Source organism: Edaphocola aurantiacus (assembly GCF_019797745.1).
GTDB classification, from domain to species: Bacteria; Bacteroidota; Bacteroidia; order Chitinophagales; family Chitinophagaceae; genus Edaphocola; species Edaphocola aurantiacus.
Map to the genome: position 1 here is coordinate 658,197 of NZ_VOSI01000001.1, position 26,652 is coordinate 684,848.

Here is a 26,652-nt window from a genome sequence, read left to right on the forward strand (position 1 = left end):
ATCAGAGCGGAGGCAATACCCGCTGGCCGTTCCAGTCTATTCCGCTACCCATAGTACCTCTGACAGATTGCCAGCGGCTTTCCCTGGATTTCAACGGTGTAAAATTATCGACTTTAAGGCCGGCAGTATCAATCTTTGGATCTGCATCATGTACAGATTCCAGAACACTTCTGACAAACGGAAGATGTGCAATAGGACTACCAAACCTTCGGTTGGTGAATCGTTTCAGCAATATGCTTTGTATAGGATCAGTGCAGAGTGCCAGACTCTTGAAGCCTTCTTGCTGCGCCAGGAGGTAGCTGTAGTATATATTCTCTGTACTATGCTCCGCACGGGTTTCGTAATAGATATGCTGTGCAGGAATACCCAGCGCCTCAGCATACCGGCCCATCACCTGTGCTTCTACATAGGGTGTATGCACCGCACCACCGGAAAAGATAATATTGCGCACAATTCCTTTATGATACAGATGCACTGCCCAGAGTACCCTCGCCTTTACCAGGGTATCCCATACCTGCCCGTCGAAGGGGTAGCCAGGTACGATGGCGGCATCATAACTCAACCCTTTTTCTATGGTCTGGTTATAGAGCTTCAACGGCCGCTTCTGTGTATAATAACTACAGGAGGCAAAGCCGACAGTACCGACCAGTAATGCTTTCCAGCCCCAGGAATAAATATGGCGCGTATTCATTGGTGTTGTTTTAACGAATATAAGAAAATGACATCCAGTTCAGTCAGCAATCGTGTTAAAAAGAAAATAACACCCTAAATAAAAGGTGAAAAACACCCATTTTATTTGCGTAATCAGAATTTTAAATTGTGCGTTGAAATCTTCAAAAAATCACAGACAATGGAAGCAGATTTAAAATTAAAGCTAGAGCAGCTACATAAAAGGGTCGATGCACTCAAAGATCAGATAAATACTGAAGAAGCAACTAAAAATGCTTTTGTTATGCCCTTTATCCAGATATTAGGATATGACATCTTTAATCCGACGGAAGTTATACCTGAATTCATTTGCGACATTGGCACCAAAAAAGGAGAAAAGGTTGATTATGTAATTAAAAAAGACGGAGAGCCAATATTAATCATCGAATGCAAGCACTGGAAAGAGCATGCAGATGCACACAATTCTCAACTGCATCGGTATTATCATGTTTCCAAGGCTCGCTTTGGTGTGCTCACAAACGGGCATACCTACAATTTCTATGCTGACCTGGAGAAGCCTAACATTATGGACGAAAAGCCATTCTTTACATTAGACTTATCTGATCTAAAAACATCTAGCCTGAAGATTTTAGAGAACTTTACGAAACAAGGATATAACTTAGAAAGCATTCTTGATTCTGCTGAGGCATTAAAATATATTAAAGCGATAAGGAATGAATTTGAGAAAGAACTACAGGAGCCATCAGATGAAATGGTAAAACTTTTAGTGAGTCGCTTTTTCGACCGACCACTCACCTCTTCTCGTTTAGCAACTTTTAAAGAATATACTAGAAAAGCATTCTCCAATTCCATCAATGAATCAATAAGTTTCAGGCTAAAAAATGCACTTCATATAAATGAAAGTGTTCCCTCTAAAGAGCTTGAGCAGATTACGCCTATTCATGAAAACACGGAGACCCCAAGATTCATTACAACAGAAGAGGAAATGGAGGGCTCTCAAATCGTGAAGGCAATACTTAGAGAATCTCTTCCGGCTTCGAGAATTGCATTCCGGGACACCCAATCCTATTTTGGCATTTTATTGGATGACAATAACCGTAAACCATTGTGCAGGCTACATTTCAACGCTACAAATAAATATATAGAATTATTCCATAACGGAAAAGATAACGGAGAACGTAAGCAACTTGCATCTTTAGATGACTTGTATTCATACAAAGCAGAGCTTTTGTCTACTTTAAAACATTATGAGGAAATAAAGATTAAACCAGAATAAGCAAAACACCTGCAAATGCAGGTGTTTTGCTTTAAGTTCAAATATTATTAACTGACTAGCCGCTTGTAGTCAACTATTTTATCCGTCCTTTTGTCCGGCAACAAAAGGACCAAAAATGCCTTTGTTTTCCTCAAGGCGATTGCGGGGCACCACCATTTTGTACCGTTGCGTGCATTGATCGCCTGAGCTTAACGTGTGATGCGTTCACTGCTCAACGATCGCAGCTCCACTCCAAAATGGCTATCGCTGTGATGAAAACAACAAGCGATCCGTACAGAACAGATCGCTCAACCCGGCATTATAAATCCGGCGTTAAGAAAATCATAGGCTCGGTCGATAGAGTTGCAAACCACTGTCTGAACGAAGTGAGTCTGGTTTGCGACCGACCGACACCTTGATTTTTAGCCAGGGATTTATACAGCCTTGATTTTTTGGTGCTACCTTTTGCATCAAGGTAAAAGGTAGCCATAAAAGGAACTCGGAAAAAAAGGTAAATCTTTGTTTCCTGTAAGCGGATAATCAATTATTATTATTCCATTTTTTCCATTATTTTGTAATAAAATTCCCGTCCATGAAAAACATCATCATTTTATGTTCTGCATTGCTCTTATGGGCTTCCTGTAATAAGAAGAACGCAAACAGTCCTAACTATGCAGCACCGCAAAAGCTGATGGTGCTGAAAGTCGATTACCAGACCAATGCCTTCCAGGGAGCGCATATCTTTAGCTTTACACATACTGATACCACATTTACCCTGGAAAATGAATTTGACTGGCCAATTGATAATGGTTATGTAAAGATCAATTATAGAGAGTTTAATACCACTGTATTTGACGCTAGCCTGATGTGGATGGGCACCGGTGAAATACATTACCCGCAGCTTGCCCCTGCCAGCCAGTTCAGCTACCTGCCGGTATCCGATACGGTATACCCTATCAGTGGCTTTGCAGATGTATGTAATCCGTACCAGCACACTTATGATTATACCCCGGCCTGGTTCGCCATACAAAAACTGGATGTAGTCAGATCGTTCCTGCAGCATCATCCCTCAGAACAAGTAAAGATGTTTTTATACAGACCCAGTGCCGGTGGCACGGAGCCCGATGGCTGGTCCTGGATCTTTTTCCTGAAAGGATAATAGATCATACACAAAAAGAAAAAGCACTTGCATATTGCAAGTGCTTTTTCTTTTTGTAGTTCTACCTGGATTCGAACCAAGACTAACTGAACCAAAATCAGTTGTGCTACCTTTACACCATAGAACTATCCGCTTTTCCCGTTTGGGATGGCAAAAGTACAAACTGTTTTTTTTACTTCCAAATCTGTTTCTGTATTTTTTCAAAAATACCTGAAAGTAAAGCCTGACGGGACTTACAGGCAATAAAAAAGGCACTCAATAGAGTACCTTTTCTTTTTGTAGTTCTACCTGGATTCGAACCAAGACTAACTGAACCAAAATCAGTTGTGCTACCTTTACACCATAGAACTATCCGCTTTTCCCGTTTGGGATGGCAAAAGTACAAACTGTTTTTTTTACTTCCAAATATTTTTGAAGAAAAATATCTGTTTACCAGACAAATTTATACAGTACGAACAGTACGCCCAGTAAAGCAGTAGCAATGATTACCCCTTTGGTACTCTGGTACGCTTTACGGTTCAGGAAGTAGTAAAAAGGAACCAGGTTTACAATCATTGCCAGGCTTATGGGCTTGGATGCTGCTGAAAAAGTTGGTTGTCCTTTAAAAAGATTCAGATAGAAGCTCAGGCCTACACTGTTATACATCAGAAAGTATACCAGCACCAGACCTACCAAGGCCGAAGCCAGTCCGGCAAGCAATCCGATCACTGCACTGTCTGCCCCTTTCTTTTGACGGGGCTTGTTAATATCATAAGGATTGTATTGATCCATATAAATGCTAAAGGCTGTTAATTGAATATTGAAATTATTTGCGCTTCATGTAACGCTCGATCTCCTCTACAGTGATCGGGATACCTTTGAATAGGTTTACACTGCCACTTTTAGTCAACCAGTAGTTGTTTTCTATACGAATGCCCATCTGCTCTTCTTCTATATAGATACCAGGCTCGATCGTAAAGAGCATACCTTCTTTGACAGACTCATTACGGGTACCTAGATCATGTACATCCAGCCCCAGGTGGTGACCGATACCATGATAAAAATATTTACGGTATGCAGGATTAGCAGGGTCCTGATTTTTGATGTCAGCTTTGGAGATCAGCCCGATTTTCATCAGTTGCTTTTCCATCTCAGCATTTACTTTCTCTATATAATCAGCGTAATTGATCTTCGGCTTCAGGATAGATACACAGTAATTATGTACATTGAGGCAGGCATTATATACTTCAGCCTGTCTTTTGGAGAACTTACCATTCACCGGGATCGTACGGGACAGGTCGGCACAATAGTTACCATACTCTGCACCAAAATCCATCAGGATCAACTCTCCGTCTTTACACTCCTGGTTATTGTCTACATAGTGCAGTACACGGGCACGATCGCCGCTGGCCAGGATACATCCATATGCATGTCTGGTCGCACGGTTGCGGATAAACTCATGTGTAATTTCTGCTTCTATTTCATGCTCAAATACACCCGGACGAATAAACTTCATCACCCTCAGGAAAGCCTGATGCGTAATATCAACCGCCTTTTGTGTTATGGCTACTTCTTCTTTTGTTTTGATAGCACGTAATTCCTTCATCAATACAGCAGCACGCTCATATTTATGCAATGGATATTGTTCGCGTATCTTATTGACAAACTGCAGATCGGTACGGAGTACAGCACCTCTGCGGTCATTTTCATTTGTATCGAGGTATACATATTCTGCATGATGCATCCATACCTGCAGCATGGCATCAATGCTATCTACGTATTGTACATTTTTAATACCAGACAGTTCCGTTGCCTCATGCTTACGCAGTAAATGGCCATTCCATTTTTCCAGTAACTCATCAGGGCGCTGAATGACCAGCACTTCTCTTGCAGATGCGTCTTTGTTATCCGGATATAGAATCACCATGGTTTGTTCCTGTGTAATACCGGAAAGCCATGTAATGTTGGAGTTGGCTTTATAGCTATACACAGCATCACCATTTTCTGCTATTACAGGGCTGGCATTGAATATAGCAATACTATTAGGCTTCATCGCCTTCACAAAACGTTCTCTGTTCTTCTTAAATAAACCTGAATCGATCGGTAAGTATTTCATTGCATTAAAAATTTACAATACGGGTGTAAAGGTAAGGAATCGAAACTTGTAAATATAAAAGAAATCATCCGGATAATGAACAGTATATATAAAGAAAACTGAGTATCCGCTTAAAGGAAACAAGAACTAATATTATGATTTAAATAGTCTATTTATATCTTTTGCTACCTTTTGCCTTGATGCAAAAGGTACCGCCAAAAAATCAAGGCTGTATAAATCCCTGGCTAAAAATCAATGTGTCGGCCGGTCGCAAACCAGAACGCTGCGCTCAGACAGTGGTTTCCGACTTTATCGGCCGAGCCAATGATTTTATGAACGCCGGATTTATAAGGCCTTTCGAGCGATCTGTTCTGTACGGATCGCTTACTTGTTTTCATCACAGCGATAGCCATTTTGTAGTGGAGCTGCGATCGTTGAGCACCGAACGCGTCGCACGTTAAGCTCAGACGATCAGTGCACGAAACGGTACAGAATGGCGGTGCCCCGCAATCGCCTTGATGAAAACAAAGGCATTTTTGGTCCTTTTGTTGCCGGACAAAAGGACGAATAAAATAGTTACCTACACGCTGATAGTCAGTTAAAGAAAAACGACCCCTGAACAGGAGCCGTTTTTACATTCATTCAATACAACAATAAGATCAATCAAGTTTAGGCTAAACCGTTGAATATTTTGCGCTCTTACTTTGCTCTGTATGACACATACATTTATACAACAAAGCGGTCTCATTATCTGTATTAAAATGAAAAACACAAACTATATAAAGGCTGTAAGGCAACACTCTCAACTTTCCAACTCCGTACAACCTATGGTAAAAATAAGGTAGTGCATATTAAAATATGATAACAGAATGTTATACGCGAAAAAATTATTTCCTGGTAGGATGACAAATTATGAAATAACGCGAATAATTATATATATAATTATTCAATTTCAATATTTTAGACATTAGTATTTACGCAATAGTTAAAGCATTGTTGCAGAAAATCTTATGTTAAAAAAGGTTAACCAAAGTTAATTTCACTCCACAGAGAACTTTTCAGCATATGGTTTTGCCCCAAAAAGCACCCATCTGTCACCAAAAAGTGGGATCATATGCAAATCAATCTCAATTGGTATAGCTCTTTTATTAAGCAACTTATCATGTCAATAAAAATCGTTTATTGATACTCAACAAACGATTCCCGAACAGGTTGTTTACAAAAGTCTGATTAATGCTAATATTGTATAAGATGATGAAGGGTTTCATTGTTGCAAACAAGGAGACTCCGGATGTTTATTAACTCCTTTTCAGGATTTTGTTTTGTTTTTAAAAGCTTTGATTTTCCAGTCAGAGCTTTCATTTTTTCAGGTAAGTATAATTACAGGGAATCTTAAAGCAAGGCCAGTTTTATATTAAAAGAATCAAGCGCCCCCCCCGGAGCAGACTCTGGATCTATAAAGCAGATGAAAACTGGTATACATAAAAAAAAGGAAAGTCAATACTGACTTTCCTTTTGGGAGGCTAATGGGTCTCGAACCCACGACCTTCGGAACCACAAACCGACGCTCTAACCAACTGAGCTATAGCCTCCATTTCGGAGTGCAAAGATAGGATTCACTTCCGGATTTTCCAAATTTTTTCTTGAACTTTTTTCTATAATTCAATCGACATCCCTTCGAAAGTCGCTCTGGTATTGACAAACAAAGTTTTCGCCTCTGTTTCAAATTCTTCAATGTTTTTATAACGACTGGAATAGTGCCCCAATAGCAATTGCTTTATTTCGGCTACAATAGCCAGTTGAGCTGCTTGCTTTGCCGTACTATGGTAACGCATATTAGCCAGGTCATTTTCGGCATCCAGGTAGGTAGATTCATGGTAAACCATATCTGCTCCGCGAATGTATTCTGCAAACGATTCTGTATAGCGGGTATCGGCACAATAGGCATATACCTTATCCGGTTTGCCCACTTCTGTAACCCAATCATTCTGCACCAGTGTACCGTCTTTTCTCAGGTAGTCTTCTCCCTGTTTTAAGCGGTAATAAAACGATTGCGGAATCTGGTACTCCCTGCATGCCTCCGGCACTATCTTACGGCCGCTGCTCTTCTCCCTAACCAGGAAGCCATGCGTGGGTATACGATGATCGACAGGAAAACAACTAATGGAATAGGAAGGGGTATCTACAATAAGCTTGTACTCTCCCTCATCGCTGATCGTATGAAATATGATCTCGTAAGGCATCATACTGCCACATGCATCCAGTTGCAACTGTATAATTGCGGGTAGCTTTTCGGGGCAATAAATATGCAGAGGATCAGTCCTGCCCAGTAAACCCAGGCTATTGATGAGCCCTATGAGGCCAAAGTAATGATCGCCATGTAAATGGCTGATGCATATATGCTGTATTTTACTTCTCTTGATACCATACTTTATAAACTGCATTTGCGTGCCTTCGCCGCAATCCAGCAGGAGAAGATGATCCTTCACCTCCACTATCTGGGCACTAGGATTACGACCATGTGCCGGTATAGCAGAATTATTACCCAGTATGGTTACTTTCAAGATGTTACAAAATTAGAGTTCGTTCAATAGCCCGCGTTCCATGATCTCATGGTTGATGAAGTCAACGGCTTCTGCCATGGTGGTCGCAATATTAATGCTTAAGTGCAGGCGTTCCTGTTTCATTTTCTGCATTACAGACTCCTGGAGATTAGTGAAGACGATAGACCCCTGATCTTCGTATACATTTTCATGTATATTCAATAAGGCATCCAGGGCTTCATTCTCCATGTACTCAGCATAAGACAAATCAACAATATAGCACTGTCCGGAATTGGCCTCACTCCCTTCTTTCGTCTTACTTTCTATCGCTGCTACAAACTCGTTGTTCAACACAGCCCCTTCCGGGGTTATGATGATAAAGGCCGGCTTAATTTCTAACGCAACTTTCATGTTCTTATCCTTTTAATTATCTATAAATGCTCTGCTTAAGAATAATCAAACTTAAATAAAAAAGTTCAATAAAACTGTTATTTATATAGACGCAAAATGAGCTCCAAAAGTTTAGTGCTTTATAAATCTCAATGTGCCTCTTGCACTGTTACCTGATATCCATATGTAATAGTTACCGGCTGTAAGTCTTGACACGTCTATATTCTCGGCACCGCTTGTATTTCCGGATAGCATTTCCTGTCCTAAAACATTAACGATTCTATAGTAAAAATTCTTATCTGCAAATCCTTCGATCTTAATGTTATCTGTAGCAGGGTTCGGTATTATATACGACAGTTGTGCTCCTTTCAGATCTTTAATTCCATTACTTCTATGATTTAAAACGGCTACTGCAGAAAGGTCAAATCCGCCCGATGCAAAAGCACTCGGATATGGATCATTAACCAGTTTGCCATCCTTATCTGCAGATCCGTACAGCGGATCAATACTACCTACTACATCAATAAGACGCACATGGGTAATACTGTTCACATTCAATCCTGCTGTATTTTTAAGCTCTTCCAGGTCAAATGGTGTACCGTAACCGTTGATATAGCGACCCGCCAGGTTATGATATTTTGTTCCATCAACATAAGTGCTGTTCTCGCACTGAGGAGTATCTGCACCGGTATATTGGGCAGGGAAACGGAAATAGTTTTGTCCGTCAGAACTGACTTCTACAAAGGCAAATTCCAGGAATGCATTCTGCGGATTTTCCGGATCCAGGAAACCGTTCTCAAATACTGCAAAGTCAGGACCATCAAGGTTCTGGATCGGTGTGGCAAATGTAAGTACTGCTACCCCACTGTCTCCCAGACTGATCACCTGCGTGCTTGCACCTGGCGCACCTGTTGCATTTGCTTCTATACCAAAAGTCACAACTCCCTGGCTATGGTCTGCAATATCCATCCAGCCACGCTGCACTGTACAGCCGGTTGCCCAGCCTGAAATGCGGGTATCCGTTGGTATAATGGCATTGGCATCAACATTATGCTGCGCCCAAACGGGTCCGATACATAAGGTGCTCAGTACACTCAGCAGTATTTTAGAATATTTATACATGTCTTTTCAGTTTATTTAAAAATCGTTTGGTTAATGATAAGGAAGAGAAGGCTAAACCTATGATAAAGCCCAGCCAGATGCCGGAAGCCTGCATATCAAATACACCGGCCAGCAGGTAACCCATTGGCAAACCAAGCACCCAGTAGGCGATAAAAACCAGTACAGTAGGGAACTTTACATCCTTAATACCCCGGAGCAGGCCGGCGCTGATTACCTGTGTCGCATCGAAAATCTGGAACAAACCAGCCAGCAACAAGAGGTTAGCTGCAATGGTTATCACTTCTGCATTGCCTTCTGAATGGTTGTGCAGGAAGAGTTCTGGCAGTACATTCCGGAACAACATGAACAAAATGGCGCAGAAGATCCCGTAGAACAAAGCTAATAAAAATGTGCTTTTACCGATTGCACTGATCTTGGCCCAGCTGCCCTGCCCGAATGCGTTGCTCACACGAATAGAGCCTGCCTGTGCCAGACCCATTGAAGCCATGAAGGTAAAGGAGGCACATTGTAGTGCAATCTGGTGTGCCGCGAGCTGTTTGCCACCACCGCCCATCGTACCAACGATGATGCCTGAAACAGCAAATACTCCGGCCTCCAGGCCGATCTGCAGGCTGCTGGGTACGCCTATACGCAACAGTTCCTTAATGCTTTGCAGGTTAAGGCTCCATTGTTCTTTGCGTAAACCTATATATGGTTTATAGATGCGATGGGTAAGGATTACATAGGCCAGTACCCCGAAAATAAGGGTACGGGTGATCAGTGTACCATATGCTGCACCTAACATTTCCATCCTGGGAAATCCCATATTGCCGAAAACCAGCAACCAGTTGATAAAAATATTGATCGGCAGAGCAAGCAGGGATAATACCATGGCTGTACGGGTGTACTCAAGGCCATCTGTAAATTGTTTCAGTGTCATGAACAGCAGCATCGGTACGATTGAGATGCCCATAATCCTAAGGAAGGGAAGGGCCAAACGGGCTACTTCCTCGTCCTGTCCGAGGTGAAACAATATGTTCTGCCCGCCCTCAATGCCTAATGAAATAAGCACTGCGCTAATCGCACAGATCCAGAATCCGTTATATAAATAGTGAGATATTGCCTTATCATCTCCGCGGCCTTTGGCCATAGACACCAGCTGCGATACGGATATGGTAATACCGATACCCAATACAAATGGAATGTTGATCACGCTTAAAGCCAGGGCCGCTGCGGCCACCTGCTTATAGCTGTCCGGGCCTGTAGCCCCGATCATTGCGGTATCGATTATATGCAATACCATTTGTGCCAGCTCTCCAAATATGATAGGCAGTGCCAGCTTAGTAGTATTTCTAGCTTCTGTTTTGAGTGACATAAATTTGTAAATAGGGGGAAATCCGCAAAGATACAAATTCTCTGTCAAAGGAATTTTTCTTACTTCAGCTTGTCTGCCAATGCTGCTATGGCCAGCATTGTTTTATGATTGCGCACTGTAGAGATGACTTTCCATTTCTTGTCGAACAAAGTATTAGACAGCTTAGTATTACCGAATTTTTGAATATGCAGGAATACATTATTACCAACCTGTTCAAAAAGGTCGGGCTCATAAAGGGCTTTATCAATTGCAGGAATAAGGTCTGCTGCAGGCTCCTGGCTGAGCATCATATAATGCCAGTTTTCAGCATCGGTACGACCGCCGGTAGCGAAGGGATTGGAGTGTAGTATCTGTTCCCACTCTGCGACGCTTCGTACAATTACGGGTATGCTCAACCCAAAATGTTCTTTGATTACAGCAGCGATCAATGCAGCACAGTCCGTATCCTTAAGGCTCTTTTTATGCCGGAATACAATATTGCCGCTTTGTATGTAAGTATTTACTTCTTCCAGACCAGCATCTGTCAGTACTTTACGAAGGGTTTCCATTTTAATAATGTTGTTCCCCCCTACATTGATGCCCCTCAACAGGGCTATACTTATATTCATACTTTATAATTGTTTCTTGCACTTAATATCAAACACGCCGATAAAGTTAGTACGATACAAGGTATCTACCTCATACCTGGAAGTAACGGTATCCATATATTCACCCTTAGAGACCAGAACACGGTCTCCTACTTTTATTTTTACAGAAGAATCATGCACTATTTTTTGTCCCTGCTTGGCAGCTACACGTGTATACCACCATACGTGGGGCTGATAACCTGGTACCAATACAAACATATTGCGCTTATCCTTTTCAGCCATGAACTTGTCCCGGATATAATAATTGATATCGCTTAAATTATTATGCCTGTCTGCCAGATACAATTCATTATATATATTATTCCCTACAACAAAAAGGATCAAAACGGGTAACACGGGCTGGGCGATCCACCAAATCTTTGCTCTTTCCACGTATACTTTTCTTCCTATAAAACAGATGGCGTAGGCGACTACAATTGCGGCAAAAGGGAACACGGGTGACACATACCATACCAGCTTTGTTTGGGCTGCTGATACGATTGTAAAATAGGAAATGGCCAATATTGCGACATAACTGATACCCTTATTCATTAGTGCATCAGAGCGTCTTTCTATCCATAAGAAAACCAGGCCAAGTACAAATACAGGCCACCATTCTACATATAATTCAGTGGCTACAAGATTGAGGTACCAATACCATGGATGGTTGTGTCCCTCTATAGCTTTCAAAAACCGTCCTCCAAGCTCATTTGCTCTTACTGCCATCAGGTAGCCGGGATTATAATGCTCCCTGATAAAATAATATGGCAGCGCAATCGCCAGGAATAACAGCAATCCCATGTAGGTATGCGGATTGATCAGCACTCTTTTTAACTGCCTGCGGTAAATAGTATAGAGTAATACGCCCGGTGCAAACATTACTCCTGCAATCCCTTTGGTACATACCGCCAGGCCAAAGAAAATGAAAGTGGCATATAAAGAACGTGTTCGGTTATGCTCCAGGAAAATAAAAAAATTAAGCGAGGCCAGTACCAGCCATAAGATCAGCAGAGGATCGAAGTCGCCTGTCCGGGTAATGTGCTCCCGAATATAACCAACAGACGTTGCCAGTATAACTACACTGAATATACCCAACCAGAAATTTTTCAACCTCCTGTAGCAGAAATGGAATATGGCTGTAAATGTTACTGTTGCTGCCAGTGCAGCCGGAATCCTCAATGCCCAGTCATGTACTCCGAAAATATGCAGAGATAACACCTGTAACCAGATCATAAGTGGTGGTTTGGTATTCCACAGGTCTGGCTGGTGTTCAAAAGTAGTTACCCAGTAATGACGGCTTTCATACATTTCCAATGCATTTATAGCCATGCGGGATTCGTCCCATAACCTGATCGTCAGTCCTCCCAGGTTATACCAGCATACCCATAAAATTAATACAATGGCTCCTGCGAGGCTCAGTTTGCGTAATACAGATTCTTGATATTTCATAGTTTAATCAGCAGTATACAGACGGCATGTGTTTATGCAGGCCTGATCATCCTCAAACCAAACGTTCTGCTGCTACAAAAATTATAAAGGCGATGATTATGGGGGTCAAATATAGTGAAATAACATAATCAGAAAATATTTTCTCTCATCATTGTTGCACAATTTTAAACAGAAAGAGCCGGAATCAAATGACTCCGGCTCTTTCTGTTTAAAAGCAATGTATTAATGTCCTAAGATATAAGCGAAGATCAGCGGAGCAACAATAGTGGCATCGCTTTCTACGATAAATTTAGGCGTATGAATATCTAATTTACCCCAGGTAATTTTCTCATTAGGTACAGCACCGGAGTACGATCCGTAAGAAGTAGTGGAGTCAGAAATCTGGCAGAAATAAGACCAGAACGGTACATCATGCCATTCCAGATCCTGGTACATCATCGGTACAACACAGATTGGGAAATCGCCGGCAATACCACCACCAATCTGGAAGAAGCCAACGCCTTTACCACCGCTGTTTGCACGGTACCACTCTGTCAGGAAGATCATATAATCAATACCATTTTTCACCGTGCTTACCTGTAATTCACCTTTAATGCAATAGCTTGCAAAGATGTTACCGGTAGTACTGTCTTCCCAACCTGGTACAACGATAGGAATATTTTTTTCTGCAGCGGCAACGATCCATGAATCTTTAGGATCAATTTCATAATACTGCTCCAGTTCTCCGCTTTTCACTACCTGATACAGGAATTCGTGAGGAAAATAACGCTCGCCTTTAGCTTCTGCATCTTTCCATACTTTTACCAGGTGCTTCTGCAGGCGACGGAATGCTTCCTCTTCAGGAATACAGGTATCCGTTACACGATTGTAGTGATTTTCCAGCAGATCCCATTCGTCCTGAGGCGTCAGGTCACGATAATTAGGCACACGTTTGTAGTGAGAGTGTGCTACCAGGTTCATTACATCCTCTTCCAGGTTTGCACCGGTACAGGAAATAATAGCCACTTTATCCTGACGGATCATTTCGGCCAGAGAGATACCTAACTCTGCGGTACTCATCGCACCAGCCAGAGATACCAGCATTTTACCGCCTTCGTTCAGGTGGGTTTCATATCCCTTTGCTGCGTCTACAAGTGCGGCAGCATTAAAGTGTCTGTAATGATGTTCTATAAACTGAGAAACAGGACCTTTGCTCATGATTATACTTTTATATAAGTTTTATTTTGTGTACCAATTAAAATTGTCCCGCAAAAGTACATAATTATACAGACTTGCCGGGTTAAAGTTTATGTACTCAGGAGCATGTATTGCTATGGCTGGTAAACCACTTTAAAGGTCTGCATACGTTCCTTGTCTTTTATCCTGATCAGATAAGCACCCGGAGTCAGGGCATTCAGGGCTATTGTTCTGCCAGCTCCCCCTCCTTTCTGAAGTACCGGTACCTGCTGACCCAAAAGGTTAATTACATCAATCTTTGCGTTTTCCCAACCGGAGCCCAGCAGTACATTAACCTGGCCATCTGCGGTTACTGTAGGGTATACTTTCAGGGAGGCCTCGCCCCCTATTGTAGCATTCACTACCGGGCTATACTGCACATTACCATCTGCATTCTTCCAGTACAGGCGATAATAGTTCGTACCGCTCAGCGGGTATTCATCTGTGATGCGGTAGTTATGATATTCGGGAGATAATGTGACAGTGGGTAACGAATGATCAAATGTGTGCGCATCGCCTGCACGGCTCGCATACAGCGATGATCCGTGTTCAGAAACAGCAATATCAACATCCAGCACCACGGTGCCTTCTTTTGTAGCAGTGGCTTTAACCGCCTTAAACTTAACCGGCAATGGGGTCGAGATCGGTACAAGCTCAATATAATTATGCGAACCATAAGCCTCTACCCTTATGGTACTGTTGGCATCCAATGTTCCGGTCCAGATATTGTTTATGGTAAATGCATTATTCGGACTTACATACTGTGTCGTTGTTCCATTATTAATGGTCATTTTCATTCTGCCCGCCGCCCTGCGCAGATTGATCTGGTAGGTACCGGGCGCAAAGCCTTTGCGTTTGTACACGGTTGTGGCATCAGAAGCGGAAGAAAAAGCACAGCCCTGGTAACCCGGAGCATTGCTGGGACCTGAACTATACCATGCATAATAATCATTACTGTTAAACCCAAGACTGTCTGTACTGAACTTTCCGTAATACTTTGGATTGGCTCCGTAGTAAGGGGTAGACGAAGTATTGCCACCGTTGTAGGCAGAGATCAGCCATTGGGAATTGCCCCATAATGCTGTGTCGGCAATATCTGCAGCACCGGCATTCACCGTATACACAGGGCTGGTATAGATACATCCGTTCAGGAAGGCTTTGAAATAATAGGTACCGGTATCCTGCATGGTTCTGGATAAGGTGTCGGCACCGGATAGAAACGCATTGTTACTGGCACGGAACCATTGAAGACTATCATGCTCAATATCACCGGAGTTCAATTTTGTGACTTCTCCGTAACAGAGGGTGGTGACAGATGGCGTAGCGGTAGCCATCAGCGGATCGTTAAGCACAGTACTGATGGGTAATGTGCGCACACTAAGCGCGCCGCTGCTATGTCTTGCGGCTACCGCAAAGTACTGCGTCTCGTTCCACTGCTGCCCTGCACCCAGTATTGTCGTGGCAGACAAAAGGATTTTATTGGCCGGGTGCATTACACTATCGATCGGCTCCATATATTTATTTCCGAGTCTGTAGATTATATATTTACCTCCGGCATTAGCGGCCACTGTATCCCAGCGCAGGCCTATGGTATCGGTACAAATGCGGGTCAGAGCAAGATTTGCTGGCGTAGCCATTACATAAAAGTTATCGCTCGTGTCGGTGAGCCCGGTATTCCGCTGTGTCACAGCGATACGCGCTGTAGCACTGTTGGGGAAAGAGGTGGGTATGGTATACTCGTAATATCGTTTATTATATGCCACAGTTGCGAGTTTGGTAAATGACTCGGCACTGTTACGCTGCAGATACACATCAAGACTATCTGCGGTTATGGCTAAGGGATTACTGATATTCCAGGTCATCATCAGGCTTTTGCCTTTAGGCATATGGTAAGCCGGCACCGGGCTGGTGATCTCGATCTGGTACGGAACCATATCGTAAGTCAGTGCGTAATTCTGTGGTCCCTGAGGCACTGCTGTACCCCTGACATACACACTGTAATTACCCGCTACCGGATTATCAATAGTAACCTGCTCCACATTATTCAACGTATCTGTTGTTCTCTGTGGCAGATCGTATACGGTTGCCGGTGTCGGGTTCAGTACCCAGGGGTGCAGGGTATCTCCGACCGGGGTGATCACAAAAATATCCATATCATTGACCAGCGCTTTTGCTGCACCTACCGCACCCTGGTAATCGTGCCAGTACAGCATAATCTTGGCTTCAGCGGTTCCTGCCGGCACGGCTACATTGTAGAAGAACATACCTCCGGCACCCTGCGGCATGGTGCCGGTCATCAGGTGCTGCTGTTCGATGGCTCTTTTTGCCCGTACCGGATCTATGGTACCAAATCCGGTTTTAAAATCAATCCCTTTCTTGTCAATATCATAAGCTGTATTGAGGATAACGGCCTTGACCACATCGCTACGCGGTACAGTGGTTCCATAGGTAGTATTATAGACTTCGTACAACAGTGCAGCCAGCCCCATGACCCCAGGCGAAGCATAGGAACTACCCTCTCCCCCTTCGGCGCAGACATCCGGTTTCAGGCGCCCATCTGCCGCAGGGCCTTTATTGGTCCAGTCGTGGTGCTCGCCCGGCTTGCTGGCTGAGTGTACTACAAAATTATTTTTGTTGACTTTAATATTCCCCGTCAGATTGGCCCATCCGGCAGGATATCCCAGGAAAGGTCCAGAACCTCCGCTGTTACCTGCCGAGTAGCTGTGCAGGTATCCGCCCAGGTTTCGGGCTATGCGGTCCAGTTCGCGGGCATCATTATTATAGGTTACCTGACCGTCGCCCCAACCCACAGAGTGGTTACTCACCATCGGTTTGACATTATTGTTCAGGTAATAATTTTCTGCAGTATTATACCATCCTACATACAGGGAGGTAATGCCGGGTGCCATACCCCGATCTTCATACTCATCATAGTTGTTGCCATTGCCCACAATCTCAGCACAGGAGGTTCCGTGACCGTTTACACCCGTTCCGAAGTATTGCGGATGCTGACGTCCTTTCATGTTGAAATCATACAGGGTATCTACGCCGAATGTTTCATAATTACCAAAATAAACTCCATTTCCGGCAGCTCCGGAAAGATATTGATAGTTGGCCGGCAATACCTGGTTGGAAAACATTTTAAATGCCCATTCCTCTTCCGGTGCTCCTGCGTACAGGTCAACTGAAGCGACAAAAGACAGGCCTGCAAGGGTTTCTACCTGGTTATGACTCATACCGGTAAGTACGATTTCATTATCACCGCAGTAATCGGTTCTGGTATATTTCAGTCCAGCAGTACCCAGATACTGTAACAGGGCGGGCATGTCAGTCTTATCATAAACCGAAACCATGATCTCCTGCCCTTTGAGGTTGCTGAGCGCTGATAATGCTGCACTTATTTTCACCGTAGCCGGCAGGTCATTGATTCCGGTAAGGGGTAGCAGGCGATTGTTGGCCATTTGTTGTAATGCGGCCAGATTCTGAGACAAGTTGCTGACCTGCGCAATGTAACTATTACCAGGGTACCAGTCTTTCAGCTGTATGCCTGCGGCTTCTATACGGGCACGCTCTTCGGCAGACAGCATATGATCGAAAGACAGCAGGACATACTGCTTTTCCTTTGTACCGAAATCTATGGTACGGGTACTTAAAAATTGTGTTGCTGATCTGGATTGAAGCGGGAGTATTCCTTTGGCAGTAAGTAACTGCTGTCCGGTAGCCTGCTGTACAGTACCTGCAATTACGGCACCGAGGAACATGGCGTGTAAAGCGTGTTTCATATTTGTGTTTTTTGTTGATTTAATAAAGTAAATTCTAATGCATAAACAAATTGTTTATACATCAATTAAATCTCAAACATGTAACAGCTTAATGATGATATTATACCAACGTACAATATCATCTATTATTAAGGCCAAAGATAAAAACAAAAGACATTAAATGCAATATTTCACCGGGTGAATCATGCTTTTCCCATATAATATGTATAGACAATTATTATCCGCAAGTTTAAATAAAGCCTTACTTTTGAAAAATCATTTCTCTAAAATTAACCACGATGTCAGTACATAGCGAAATCAAAAGAGTAACTACCCACACCCTTCAGAAGATGAAATTAAAAGGGGAAAAAATATCCATGATCACCGCATACGATTATGCCTTTGCCGGTATTTTCGATGAAGCGGGCATTGATATTCTCCTGGTGGGCGACTCGGCCTCTAATGTAATGGTAGGTCATGAGACTACATTGCCGATCACCCTGGATCAGATGATCTTCATGGCGGGCTCTGTAGTGCGTGGCGCCAAACGTTGTTTTGTGGTATGCGATATGCCTTTTGGTACCTACCAGGGCAATAGTAAAGAAGCACTCAACTCTTCCATTCGGATTATGAAGGAAGCCGGTGCCCATGCGGTAAAGCTGGAAGGCGGTATTGAGATCTGCGATTCCATTACGCGTATTGTCACTTCGGGCATTCCGGTAATGGGCCACCTGGGCCTTACACCGCAATCGATTTACAAATTCGGGACTTATACAGTAAGGGCTAAAGAAGAAGAGGAAGCAGAAGAACTGATCAAAAATGCGCATGCTGTACAGGATGCGGGAGCATTTGCACTGGTACTGGAAAAAATTCCGGCAGAGTTAGGCAAGCGCGTAGCCGAGGAGCTGCATATCCCGGTTATCGGTATCGGAGCGGGTATGCATGTAGATGGCCAGGTATTGGTGATGCATGATCTGCTCGGCATTACAAAGGATTTCTCTCCAAGATTCCTGCGTCGTTATGCCAACCTCAGAGACGATATCCATAATGCGACGGCTCAATATATTGCCGATGTAAAGAGTCGCGATTTCCCTAACGAAAAAGAACAATACTAATCAAGGGATGGTCAATAAGATTGCTTACCAGGAAATTATTTCTGAATTAAAATCTAAAAGCACTACGCTTGTTGCAGTATCCAAGATCAAGCCTGCAAGCGATATCCGGGAATTGTATGATCTGGGCCAGAGAGATTTTGGAGAGAACTATGTACAGGAATTAGTACAAAAACAAAGCGAATTACCGGCAGATATACAATGGCATTTTATCGGGCACCTGCAACGCAATAAGGTTAAATATATTGCTCCGTTTGTACACCTGATACATGGTATCGACAGTATTAAGTTACTGGAAGAGGTCAATAAGGAAGGTAAAAAGAACAACCGCGTGATAGATTGCTTACTGCAGGTACATATTGCGCAGGAAGAGACTAAATTCGGTTTTGACGAAACAGACCTGAGCCACTTCAGTGATTATTTTGAAATCGAAAAAGCGAACCTGAGTCATGTGCGTGTTCGCGGACTTATGGGTATGGCCAGCTTTTCTGAAGACACTGAACTGGTAAGGGCAGAGTTTGGTCAGCTGAAACAGATTTTCGAAATCATGAAAGGCAGTGCCTTCCTGGGCCAGTCTACCTTTGATACATTATCTATGGGTATGAGCGGCGACTACCAGCTGGCGATTGATGAAGGTGCTAATATGGTGCGGATCGGAAGCCTGCTGTTTGGCAGAAGAGCTTAAATAAAGATTATAAAACAAAAGAATGGGTGCTGCAAGTTGCGGCACCCATTCTTGTTATGAATTCTTTGGTTTCTTATTTAACTTTCAGCTTCGAACCTACAGTCACGGCACCACTTGATGGCAATTTATTCCATTTGATCAGCTGATCCAGACTGATACCATAATTTTTGGCAATGCTGAATGCAGTATCTCCCTTTTTCACAATGTGAACGCCATTGTTACTTTTGGCCACGTTGGGAGCCGGAGTGCGTACCGGGGCAGAAGTCTGCGGTGCTCTGTATGGCTCCACTACCGGTGCAGGCTGGTCCTGCAGCTCTTTCTGATGCTGATCTATTTTGCTTTTCAGACTGGCATGTGCACTGCGGGTATCAATAGATGCCGCCGGATTCACTTCCGGGTTTGCATTTACCGCTACGCCTGGTTTATTTTTTGCAGCTGGTCGTGTAGTTACATTTTGCTCAGCCGGCGGGGTATTTCCGTATACCGATCTGTCCAATTTAGCTTTCAATTTATCCAGAGAAGACAGTTCCGCATTAGCGGTAGCCGATGTTCCCTTTGGAGCAGCTACTTCTTCCTCATCTCCTCTTTCTGCAGCGATCTGTTCTTCTACAGCTGGCTCATTGGCAATATTAAATTCTTCTGTAGTTGTTGCTTCTGCAGTACGCTTATCCAGCGCCTGCATTTCCTGTTCCTGCAATGCTTTCATTTTAGGATCATTCGGTTCGCTGGTATATTTAGGCTTATTGCCTGTCGCAATGTACTCCTGGCTTGATGCCGGTGTACTGCGTTCAATTGTATTATATTTAGAGGTATTAAATTGCTGACGGCTCAGGTCTGGTTTTTGCGGAGCCATACCCTGCAGGTATAGTACACTACCCTCAGCAGGCTCTTCTCCCGGCAATAATTGATTGAATGCCAGCAAATCTTTCATACGTATACCCTGATCCTGTGCAATAATGCTTACCGTCTCACCATATTTTACGGTATGCGTAGGCTCATAACCGGTTTTATTTTTGCGACTCAGGTAGATAAACATATCCTCCGGCAATGGTGCATCTGCAAGGTCATTGATGTCCAGCAGTTTGGCATAGCGTACATTAAACTTGTTAGCAGCACTTAATAAAAGTTCGCCTTTAGGGGCATAAAAACCTTTCAGTCCGTTACGGGTAGTGAGCTCATAAAATCCTGTACTGCCCTGCTGTGCAGGAGCCATGGTATATTTCGCTGCAGCTGGTGCGGCATCCTCTTCAGCCGGTACATTGGCAAACACATTACCATCATCAGTACGGCGTCTGGTCTTACGTGGTACGGTATCCTGTGTACTGCTGCTCACCCCAAAGTATTTATCCGTAGAGGCGATTGCACCATCGGTACTGCTGACTGCTTTGTAATTAGTAGCCAGGGTGTATTGCTGCAGATCATATCGTTCAATAAGGTCGATCAGTTTTATGGCATACTGCGGATTGGTCGCGTAACCACATTTCTTCAGCCCGAAAGCCCAGCCTTTATAATCGCTTTGCTCCAGTGCAAATAAAGCAGCATAACGGGCATTCCCTTTCAGAAAATCAGAATGATCTTTATAGGAATGCATATCACTTTCATATTTACGGAAACATTCATCCTTTGCATCATCGGTATAGGTATATGTTTCACCCGTCCAGGTGTTTTTACATTTAATACCGAAATGATTGTGTGCATTGAGGCTCAGTTCGCTTTTGCCACTGGCAGACTCATGTATACCCTGTGCCAGGGTAATGGCCGCCGGGATACCGGTTCTCTGCTGTTCTTCAATAGCCACCGAATTATATTTTGCAATATAATCCAGTATATCTTTATTCTGAGTTTGGGCCTTAACGGTGCTGCAAGTGAATAGTAAGCCTGCAGCTAGTAGTCCGTAAAATGGTCTGCTCATCATACTCTATGTTAGTTTTTAGTTACTTATTTAATTTTACGGATCAGGGTAATCCCATCACGGATAGGTAATATCACCTGCTCTACACGGTCTGAATGTTTTATTTTCTCGTTGAACTCGTGCATATATTTAGCGGACTTGCTCTGGTTTTCCAGGGGTTGTACCACCTCACTATGGAACAGAACATTATCGGCTATAAAACAGGCGCCTACTGGTACCTGATCGATCAGCATATCAAAATATACGCCGTAGTTTTTCTTATCGGCGTCTATAAAGATCAAATCAAAGGTTGTATTGATTTGTGGTAATACCTCTGCTGCCGGCCCTATGTGCTGTACTATAGTCTGCTCCAGTCCCGCTTCTTTCCAGTACTGATCCCGTATAGCCTGCAGCTGATCATCTGTATCGATAGTATGCAGCTGCCCGCCATCCTGCAATCCCTGTGCCAGGCATATTGCAGAATAACCGGTATAGGTACCCAGTTCCAGTATATTTTCAGGACGAATCAGTTTGCTGATCATGCTGAGGAACGATCCCTGCAGGGCACCGGACAGCATTTGTGCGCCCCTTACCTCAGCCACGGTCGTTTCATTGAGCGCCTTCAGTACCGGTGTTTCCGGTGTAGAATATTGCTCTGCATATGTATTGATCGCTTCTGAAGTGATCTGATATTGTGCCTCCATGCTTAGAAATTAGGGACCAGTTTATTATTGGCATAAAATTCGTTGATATAATCTACTACCTCATCTGCAGTATCATATATCTTGATCAGGTCCAGGTCCTGCTCACTGATATTATGGTGTGTTTCCAGCATGGTGCTCTTCATCCAGTCAAACAGGCCCTGCCAGTAGGACTTGCCTACACAGATCAGGGGCAGGTTGATAGACTTCTGCGTTTGTACCAGGGTAGCAATTTCAAAAAATTCATCCATAGTACCCCATCCGCCCGGCATCATAATGAAGCCCTGAGCGTATTTGGTAAACATCAGCTTACGGATAAAGAAATAGTCGAAGCTAAGGTTCTTATCTATGTCTAAATATGGGTTATGGTGTTGCTCATGAGGCAGAAAAATGTTCAGTCCCACTGATTTACCACCGATCTCATAGGCACCTTTATTGGCGGCTTCCATAATACCCGGGCCACCACCACTGATGATTCCGAAACCGATCTCAGACAACTTCTGAGCGATCTCTACCGTTAATTTATAATATTTATCTTCTGGCTTCGTTCTTGCCGAACCGAAGATGGAAATACAAGGACCAATCTTATTCAGCTTTTCAAATCCTTCAACAAACTCGGCCATAATTTTAAAAATCTGCCAGCTGGAATGTGCTTTAGGTTCTGTCCAATCTCTCTCTCTGACCTTTTTGAAATACTCCATTAAAAAAAATATGGTATTGATTAAGCGTCAAAGATACTATTAATAACGGTTATGCCTGCCTGTTTGCATGCAGTTTCACATTTTCTTTAAATTTATGCCCAAACTGCTCCTACCGAATGAATATCAGCAAAATACAGCATAAATATTCTGCTTATATCTTATACCGGCCTGCCTTTTTCGAGACTTGTCACAAGCTTGTCGGCATATTTTACCATAATCGCCTTATCTTAGTGCCTGAATAGCAAGGATTACTGCTTATGAGTGAGATTAAAGATATATTCCTGGAGAAAAGTAAGGAGAAGGTTAATGATGCCAAACATCGCAAAACCATTGCGTTTAATATTGACAAGTACAATACGGCGGTAGTTAACGGAAAGAAACAGTATGCCGACCTGGAGATGGCGCGTAAAAGGGCCAAAAACATTAAATGGAAAGCTATTGAAGAACTGGACAGGCACCTGGAGACCTTCGAAAAGAAATTCTGTGAACAAGGCGGAAAAGTAATCTGGGCGGAAGATGCTGATGAGGCACTGGCCGCTATTGCTGCTATCTGTGATAAGGTGAAGGCGAAAAGTGTGGTGAAATCCAAATCGATGGTAACGGAGGAGATACACCTGAACCGATTCCTGGAGAAGCTGGGCATTGAGTCTGTAGAGACAGATCTTGGTGAATATATACAGCAGCTGGATGATGAGCCACCATACCATATCGTGACTCCTGCCATGCACAAAAGCAAGGAGGATATCGCAGAACTGTTTCACCAGAAACTGGGCGTGGCACCTAACCTGAGTCCTAAAGAACTGACCCTTATTGCCAGGGAGCGATTACGCTCTAAATTTATAACTGCTGATATCGGCATTACCGGTGGCAACTTTATTGTTGCTGATGCCGGTGCCATTGCCCTGACAGAAAATGAGGGTAACGGCAGACTGACGACTACCTTACCCAAGGTGCATATTGCCATTGTGGGTATTGAGAAGGTCATCCCCTCTTTAAAAGACATTGCTCATTTCTGGCCGCTGTTATCTACATTCGGTACAGGTCAGAAATTAACGGTATACAACACCTTGTTTTTCGGACCTAAGACCGCCAATGAAATGGATGGCCCGGAAGAGATGTATGTGATCCTGCTGGATAACGGACGTACTAACCTGCTGCGTAAAGAAGTAAGGGAGAGTATGTACTGCATCCGCTGTGGCTCCTGCCTGAATGCCTGTCCGGTATATAAAAATATCGGTGGCCATGCTTATGGCACAACCTACAGTGGTCCTATCGGTGCGGTGATTACGCCACACCTGACCAGTATGCAGGAAAACGGTCACCTGAGCTTTGCCTCCAGCCTTTGCGGCAACTGTACCGAGGTATGCCCGGTTAAGATCAACATCCATGAAATGCTACTGGAGAACCGCAGTATTTTTGTAGATGAGGGCAATAGTGAGGTAAAAGAGAGATTGGGCTGGAAGCTGTTCCGCACAGGGGTTTCCTACCGTCCGCTGATGAATATGGCGAGCAGCAATATGAAGAATAAAATATTCACAAAGCTGTTTGCACCGATGTGGGGCGAATCGAGGGTTACACCGGTATTCCCGAAAAAGAATTTTGCTAAAATCTGGAAAGAATACCAGAAAAATAAAACGACTTAAAATATAAAGGCTGCCTCAGGGCAGCCTTTATATTTTAAGTCGTTGCTTAGTCATAAATCCCTAAAAAGGAAAAGCTTATACAGATTTTCTTTATCTTCGGCCTTATAGTCTGCAGCTGCAGCAATACGGTATACCCAAGACATTTTGAATAGATGAACAGAATATTACTGGTAGAAGATGAAGCCCATGTAGTCTCTTTTATTACAAAAGGACTTAGTGAGGATGGTTATGAAGTCAGTGTTGCACTGGATGGCCAAACGGGCTTGTCTATGGCAGATCAGAATGCTTTTGACCTGATTATCCTGGACATCATGCTCCCGGAAATGAATGGTCTGGAAGTATGTAAAGCCATTCGTAAAAAAAATACCAAAGTACCTATCCTGTTCCTTACGGCTTTGGGCACTTCAGAAAATGTCGTGATTGGCCTGGAGGCCGGCGCAGATGATTACCTGGTGAAGCCCTTTAAGTTTATAGAGCTGGTAGCCCGCATCAAAACCCTGCTGCGCCGCACCGGCAATAATGACCAGGAGCACATACACCCAGAAGAGCAGGAAGCTATATATACTATAGATGACCTGATCCTCAACGATTATACTAAAAAGGTAACCCGCGACGGTATAGACATACAGCTGACCAGCACCGAATACCGCTTGCTCTTGTACTTTCTCCAAAACAAAAACAAGGTTCTGTCCCGTATGGAGATACTGGAGAAGGTCTGGCATGTAGACTTCAATATGTCTACCAATGTAGTGGATGTTTACGTCAATTACCTGCGCAAAAAGATTGAGGGATACAATCAGGACAAACTGATTCATACCGTTATCGGTATGGGGTATGTACTAAAGAGTGAATAGCAGTTTAATTTTCCCGCATGGCAAAAATCAACATACAATTCAAGGCAATCATGATGCTGTTCTTCTCCATCATCGGCCTGACCATTATTCTTGGTGTGATCGTGTATATCTCGATCAACAATTATATGTATGACGATTTTTTCAACACCCTTAAGATCCGGGCCAATACGGTTGCAAAGATCAGCATCGATGCGGCACACCAGGACTCTGCTTTCGTATCGGGCTACAATGCCATACATAAAGAAGTTGCGGAGAAACTGAAAAACGAGAATGACTATGTATTCAAAGTTTCAGAACCCGTTGTCCCGCAACAACAGAAACTGGCCGACTCTGTATCGGTTCCCCTGAGCTTTTTCACCACACTATACAAAACAGGAGATGCCGAATATATCCACGATAAAATTCTGTACAAGGGGGTTCTGTACCGATACAGGGGTGTAACCTATTATGTAATCGCCTCTGCGGAGAATTATTTCGAAAACAAGCTGATCAAATACCTGCAGCGTACCCTGCTGGTGTCCATTGCAATTGCTACACTGATTGCATTGATCGCTTCTGTATATGTATCCAAGAATATATTTAAACCTATCAACAGGATTACCAACAGGGTAAAACAGATCAGTTCCGAAAACCTGCACTTACGCCTGGATGAGGAGAAGTATAACAATGAACTGAATAAGCTTATCGCTACGTTTAATGATATGCTTAACCGCATCGAAACATCTTTCGAAACACAGAATAACTTTATCAGCAACGCCTCACATGAGTTGCGCACTCCCCTGACGGGCATTATCGGTACGGCTGATGTATGCCTCTCCAAGATCAGGTCTACGGAAGAATATATCGAGACCCTTTCTATCATTCTGGACGAAGCCGGAAAGCTGGACCGTAAGACCAAAGCCCTGCTGTCATTGGCCCAGACCGGGTTTGACGGAAAAGTACAGAAGTTTGAAAAACTGCGCATAGATCAGTTGTTATGGGATTGTATCGCTACAATCGAGAAACTGGATCAGCAGAATAAGGTGTATTTCGATACCAGCCTCTTGCCTGAAAATTCCAAGAAGCTAAGGGTGGTGGGCAACGAGCAATTGCTGCACCTGGCCTTTACCAACATCATCAGTAATGGCTGTAAATATTCCGACAACCAGATGGTGCATGTATCCATTGGTTCTTCTAATGAAAAAGTATTTATCATCATCAGAGATACCGGCATCGGCATTCCGAATGATGAACTGAAGTATATCTACGATCCGTTCTTCCGTGCATCCAATACGAAGAACTATGAGGGTTATGGTATAGGCCTGCCCCTCACCCGCAATATTATACGGATGCACTCCGGCAAGATAACCGTAAGGGCTATGGAGAACAAAGGTACTACCGTACAGATAGACCTGCCTATTGCAAATGGTAACTAAATGTCAAATCTGCTACAGAACTGTTAAGAAACG

General features: G+C 43.4%; 21 protein-coding genes and 3 tRNA genes. 7 read left to right on the forward strand and 17 right to left on the reverse strand.

Going from position 1 to position 26,652, the window contains the following annotated elements; genetic code table 11:
- Position 1: 1 nt before the first annotated feature.
- Positions 2-691: a YdcF family protein gene (locus FTD44_RS02815; RefSeq protein ID WP_222165062.1), complete on the reverse strand. Its 690-nt coding sequence runs from the start codon at positions 689-691 to the stop codon at positions 2-4.
- A gap of 159 nt (positions 692-850) precedes the next feature.
- Between FTD44_RS02815 and FTD44_RS02820 the strand changes: the two genes are divergently transcribed.
- Complete coding sequence (locus FTD44_RS02820; protein ID WP_222165063.1) at positions 851-1,945, forward strand: type I restriction endonuclease; 1,095 nt, start codon at positions 851-853, stop codon at positions 1,943-1,945.
- A gap of 571 nt (positions 1,946-2,516) precedes the next feature.
- Positions 2,517-3,083 carry a hypothetical protein gene (locus FTD44_RS02825; protein ID WP_222165064.1) on the forward strand — a complete coding sequence of 189 codons (567 nt, stop codon included), beginning with the start codon at positions 2,517-2,519 and terminating at the stop codon, positions 3,081-3,083.
- Between the two features lie 56 nt (positions 3,084-3,139).
- Here the strand turns inward: FTD44_RS02825 and FTD44_RS02830 are convergent.
- The 13 genes from FTD44_RS02830 to FTD44_RS02890 all read right to left on the reverse strand — a co-directional run bounded on the left by FTD44_RS02830 (position 3,140) and on the right by FTD44_RS02890 (position 17,638).
- Positions 3,140-3,210 (reverse strand) — tRNA-Gln (locus FTD44_RS02830).
- Between the two features lie 152 nt (positions 3,211-3,362).
- Positions 3,363-3,433, reverse strand: a tRNA-Gln gene (locus FTD44_RS02835).
- 79 nt (positions 3,434-3,512) lie between these two features.
- Positions 3,513-3,854 (reverse strand): DUF3112 domain-containing protein, encoded by a 342-nt coding sequence (locus FTD44_RS02840; protein WP_222165065.1) that lies wholly within the window; start codon positions 3,852-3,854, stop codon positions 3,513-3,515.
- 34 nt (positions 3,855-3,888) lie between these two features.
- Positions 3,889-5,178 carry an aminopeptidase P family protein gene (locus tag FTD44_RS02845; protein WP_222165066.1) on the reverse strand — a complete coding sequence of 430 codons (1,290 nt, stop codon included), beginning with the start codon at positions 5,176-5,178 and terminating at the stop codon, positions 3,889-3,891.
- Positions 5,179-6,675: 1,497 nt separating this feature from the next.
- A tRNA-His gene (locus tag FTD44_RS02850) sits at positions 6,676-6,749 on the reverse strand.
- A gap of 63 nt (positions 6,750-6,812) precedes the next feature.
- On the reverse strand, positions 6,813-7,721 hold the full coding sequence (locus FTD44_RS02855) for a ribonuclease Z (protein ID WP_246625317.1): 909 nt from the start codon (positions 7,719-7,721) through the stop codon (positions 6,813-6,815).
- A gap of 12 nt (positions 7,722-7,733) precedes the next feature.
- On the reverse strand, positions 7,734-8,111 hold the full coding sequence (locus FTD44_RS02860) for an STAS domain-containing protein (RefSeq protein WP_129020752.1): 378 nt from the start codon (positions 8,109-8,111) through the stop codon (positions 7,734-7,736).
- 111 nt (positions 8,112-8,222) lie between these two features.
- On the reverse strand, positions 8,223-9,212 hold the full coding sequence (locus FTD44_RS02865; RefSeq protein ID WP_222165067.1) for a T9SS type A sorting domain-containing protein: 990 nt from the start codon (positions 9,210-9,212) through the stop codon (positions 8,223-8,225).
- Positions 9,205-10,566 (reverse strand): MATE family efflux transporter, encoded by a 1,362-nt coding sequence (locus FTD44_RS02870; protein WP_222165068.1) that lies wholly within the window; start codon positions 10,564-10,566, stop codon positions 9,205-9,207. Before FTD44_RS02870 ends, FTD44_RS02865 begins: the two co-directional genes overlap by 8 nt.
- Positions 10,567-10,625: 59 nt before the next feature.
- Complete coding sequence (locus FTD44_RS02875) at positions 10,626-11,174, reverse strand: DUF1697 domain-containing protein (RefSeq protein WP_222165069.1); 549 nt, start codon at positions 11,172-11,174, stop codon at positions 10,626-10,628.
- 3 nt (positions 11,175-11,177) lie between these two features.
- Positions 11,178-12,641, reverse strand: coding sequence for an ArnT family glycosyltransferase (locus FTD44_RS02880; protein WP_222165070.1), 1,464 nt, complete (start codon positions 12,639-12,641; stop codon positions 11,178-11,180).
- 222 nt (positions 12,642-12,863) lie between these two features.
- Positions 12,864-13,838, reverse strand: coding sequence for a deoxyhypusine synthase family protein (locus tag FTD44_RS02885; protein WP_129020747.1), 975 nt, complete (start codon positions 13,836-13,838; stop codon positions 12,864-12,866).
- Between the two features lie 113 nt (positions 13,839-13,951).
- Complete coding sequence (locus tag FTD44_RS02890; RefSeq protein WP_222165071.1) at positions 13,952-17,638, reverse strand: S8 family peptidase; 3,687 nt, start codon at positions 17,636-17,638, stop codon at positions 13,952-13,954.
- A gap of 278 nt (positions 17,639-17,916) precedes the next feature.
- Between FTD44_RS02890 and panB the strand changes: the two genes are divergently transcribed.
- Entirely contained in the window at positions 17,917-18,732 is an 816-nt protein-coding gene (gene panB, locus FTD44_RS02895) for a 3-methyl-2-oxobutanoate hydroxymethyltransferase (protein ID WP_129020745.1), read from the forward strand.
- 7 nt (positions 18,733-18,739) lie between these two features.
- Positions 18,740-19,414 (forward strand): YggS family pyridoxal phosphate-dependent enzyme, encoded by a 675-nt coding sequence (locus FTD44_RS02900; protein WP_222165072.1) that lies wholly within the window; start codon positions 18,740-18,742, stop codon positions 19,412-19,414.
- Positions 19,415-19,487: 73 nt separating this feature from the next.
- On the opposite strand, the gene FTD44_RS02905 is transcribed toward FTD44_RS02900, so the two are convergent.
- Genes FTD44_RS02905 through FTD44_RS02915 form a run of 3 tightly spaced genes read right to left on the reverse strand, consistent with a single transcriptional unit; the run spans position 19,488 to position 22,707 of the window.
- Entirely contained in the window at positions 19,488-21,329 is a 1,842-nt protein-coding gene (locus FTD44_RS02905; RefSeq protein ID WP_222165073.1) for a glucosaminidase domain-containing protein, read from the reverse strand.
- A gap of 23 nt (positions 21,330-21,352) precedes the next feature.
- Positions 21,353-22,009 (reverse strand): O-methyltransferase, encoded by a 657-nt coding sequence (locus tag FTD44_RS02910; protein ID WP_222165074.1) that lies wholly within the window; start codon positions 22,007-22,009, stop codon positions 21,353-21,355.
- Between the two features lie 2 nt (positions 22,010-22,011).
- Positions 22,012-22,707: an LOG family protein gene (locus tag FTD44_RS02915; RefSeq protein ID WP_129020741.1), complete on the reverse strand. Its 696-nt coding sequence runs from the start codon at positions 22,705-22,707 to the stop codon at positions 22,012-22,014.
- 257 nt (positions 22,708-22,964) lie between these two features.
- On the opposite strand from FTD44_RS02915, the gene FTD44_RS02920 reads away from it, so the two are divergent.
- The 3 genes from FTD44_RS02920 to FTD44_RS02930 all read left to right on the forward strand — a co-directional run bounded on the left by FTD44_RS02920 (position 22,965) and on the right by FTD44_RS02930 (position 26,619).
- Complete coding sequence (locus FTD44_RS02920; RefSeq protein ID WP_222165075.1) at positions 22,965-24,350, forward strand: LutB/LldF family L-lactate oxidation iron-sulfur protein; 1,386 nt, start codon at positions 22,965-22,967, stop codon at positions 24,348-24,350.
- A 152-nt stretch (positions 24,351-24,502) separates the two neighbouring features.
- A complete protein-coding gene (locus FTD44_RS02925) occupies positions 24,503-25,204 on the forward strand; it encodes a response regulator transcription factor (RefSeq protein WP_222165076.1) in 702 nt (233 codons plus the stop codon).
- 17 nt (positions 25,205-25,221) lie between these two features.
- Positions 25,222-26,619 carry an ATP-binding protein gene (locus FTD44_RS02930; protein ID WP_222165077.1) on the forward strand — a complete coding sequence of 466 codons (1,398 nt, stop codon included), beginning with the start codon at positions 25,222-25,224 and terminating at the stop codon, positions 26,617-26,619.
- Positions 26,620-26,652: the final 33 nt, after the last annotated feature.